Raw genomic sequence first — 2681 nt, 5'->3', positions numbered from 1 at the left:
CCGTCCACGTTGTCCGACTGCCACGTCACGTATACGCTGCCGTCCGCGGTCAGCACGGCGTCAAAGATGTGCGTTGCATCCACCGAGTCGCCACCGGTACCCTGGTTGCCGCTCGTGGTGGTGTTCACCAGGAACTCGCGTCCCACCCTGTTATCGTTCGCATCAAAGCGCTGTGCGTAGATGGCCGAGCCATCCCCGTCGCCGCCTTCGGAGCCCCAGATAAGCAGGTAGCCGCCATCATCCAGCGCCACGCCGACCGGCTTATACTGCTTGCCGCTGGTGTAGCTGTTGACGATGAAGTCACCGCTGCCGACCAGCGTCAGCGTTCCGGTGGCGGCATCCACGCGGTAGTGCACTGCGCGGATGTCAGAGCCGCTGGTGCCGCTGTCGCTGCTGTCCCAGAACACCACGATGCTGCCGTCGTTCAGGGTGATAACGTCCGGATAGTTCTGGGAGCTGTCCGTGGTGGTGTTCACCTGGAAGTTACCCCCCAGTGGCGTGCCGTCTGCGGCAAAAATCTGCCCGACAACCCCGCTGCCGCTGGTGTCACCCGGACCGCTGGTGGCGTTCCACACGGTCACGTACATGCCGCCGTGCGCCGCATCGGTAAAGGCCGCCATTTCCGGACCGCCTGAGCTGCCCATGCCCTTGCCGGTTGCCACCGTCACTTCGCCCGTCACCGGCTGGTTATCCGCCCCGTAGCTGCGCTGCACAATGCCTGTGCCCTGGTCTTCCCAGCTGATGATGTAGCCGCCGTCGGCGGTTGCCATCGCACCCGGACGGTTCTGCGCACCGCTGTAGGTGGTGTTCACCTGGAACTCGTCGGTCACCGCCTGGCCGTCGGCGCCGTAGCGGCGCGCCATCACGCCGTCGCCGCTGTTGTCCAGTCCGTTAACGTTGGACTCGTAGACGATCAGAAAGCCGCCGTCGGTCAGCGCGATCACCTGCGGGCTGTCCTGATTGTTGGCCGTGCGCTGGTTCACCTGCTGCTCGGTGCCGATTTTATGCACACCGTCTGCCTCGTACAGCTGCATGTAAACCTCGGTACCGGAGGTGCCGTCACCCTGCCACGTCACCACGATGCGGCCGTCCGCCAGCCGGGTGACCGACGGGTTGAGCTGATCGCCTGTGGTAGTGGTATTCACCTGCGCGCTTTCATTCAGCAGATCGTAAGCACTCAGTGCGGCTCCGGAGATCAATACTGGCTGGCTCTGGTTACCTGCCGCGTCAATAGCCGAGAGCGTTCCGTTTTCACCGACACTGAGTGGGTTAGGTACAATACTCCATACACCCTCAGCATCTGCCACCGTGGAGTAAACCGTTCCAGCCGCATTCGTTACGATAACAGTAGCGCCTGCTTCGGTCTGGCCACCCAGAGTCTCCTTAGTATTGGTAGAGAGGCCCACGTTCGGCGGCAGTACATCGGTGTCGCTCGACGCTGGTGTCGTCGCAGGCTGATAGTCAATGGTCGTCGGATCGTTGTTGTCCGGCGTCATTTGCTCCAGTCCCAGCGTTTCAACCAGATCCACAACGCGTCCTTTAATCGCCGAGCCTTCGCCGTCACCCACACCTTTGTCAGTCCAGGTCACGTAGAGCTGACCGCCCGCAAGGAAGGTCGCATCGACTTCAACCTGCTCGCCATAGGTCAGCTGATGGATCTGCATCTGCTGGCCCACTTTGTTACCCGCTGCATCAAAGTACTGCGCGTAGATGCCGCTGGTACCTGCACCCGGCGCCGTATCTGTTGCAGACATAAAGAGCGCAACGAAACTGCCATCAGGACGGCTCACGACTTTCGCCAGATGTTGATCGCCTGCTGTTGCCGTGTTGATCAGGAACTCGCTGGTCAGCGCCGTACCGTCTGCCGCATAGATGCGGCCCCAGACGCTGTAACCGTTCTGATCCGGTCCGCTGGTATCGTTAGAGTCCCAGGTCACCACGTAGTTGCCGTTATCCAGCGCGCTTACTGCAGGTGATGCCTGATTATTAGTCAGGGTCTGGTTCGCTACGAAGCTGCCGGTTACCTCATGCAGTGAAGGATCGTAGATCGACACGCCAGCGTCATACCCGGTACCTTTAACGGTATAGGCGATAGCGACCTGGCCGTTTTTCAGTAACGTAACAGACGGCAGCGGCTCCCAGTCAGCGCCAAAGCCCAGCACGCCGTTTACGCTCAGCGAAGTCGTAATCAGCATAGTCTCCGCCGTGACCGGCGTGCCGTTTGCATCATACTGGCGGCTGTAAATCGCCCAGTTACCGTTCAGGCTTGCCTGCCATACAACCAGATAGCCGCCATCTTCCAGCGAGGTAATGGCGGGTTCAGTCAGTTTACTTGCCGTGGTACCGGTGTTAACGCTGAACTCTGTGCCATCAGCCACCAGACCATTTACGTTACCCGCACCGTCATAGCTGTAGGTATAACCCTGACCCTTGATATGCGCACCGGAATCCGTGCTCCACACCACTTCGATATGGCCGTTTGTCAGGACCGTAACCTGCGGCGTGATCTGGTCGCCCGCTGTGGTGGTGTTCACCGTGAACTCCGCCCCGACCGGCTGGCCTTTCGCATCCAGCAGCTGACCCTTGACGCAGCTGCCGGAGCCATCTCCGCTCGCCGACTGCCACACCACGATGGCGCCGCCGTCCGGCAGGCTGGCTACCGACGAGACCGTCTGCGCTCC

1 protein-coding gene is annotated in these 2681 nt (G+C 60.8%); it reads right to left on the bottom strand.

Going from position 1 to position 2681, the window contains the following annotated elements:
• Positions 1–2681: Ig-like domain-containing protein (locus HFD94_RS22735; RefSeq protein WP_207712426.1), on the bottom strand; the 2681-nt coding region annotated here is incomplete at both ends.

The sequence above is a fragment of the Pantoea sp. EKM20T genome, assembly GCF_011800485.1.
GTDB classification, from domain to species: Bacteria; Pseudomonadota; Gammaproteobacteria; order Enterobacterales; family Enterobacteriaceae; genus Pantoea; species Pantoea agglomerans.
This window is presented reverse-complemented; position numbering and strand designations above follow the sequence as displayed.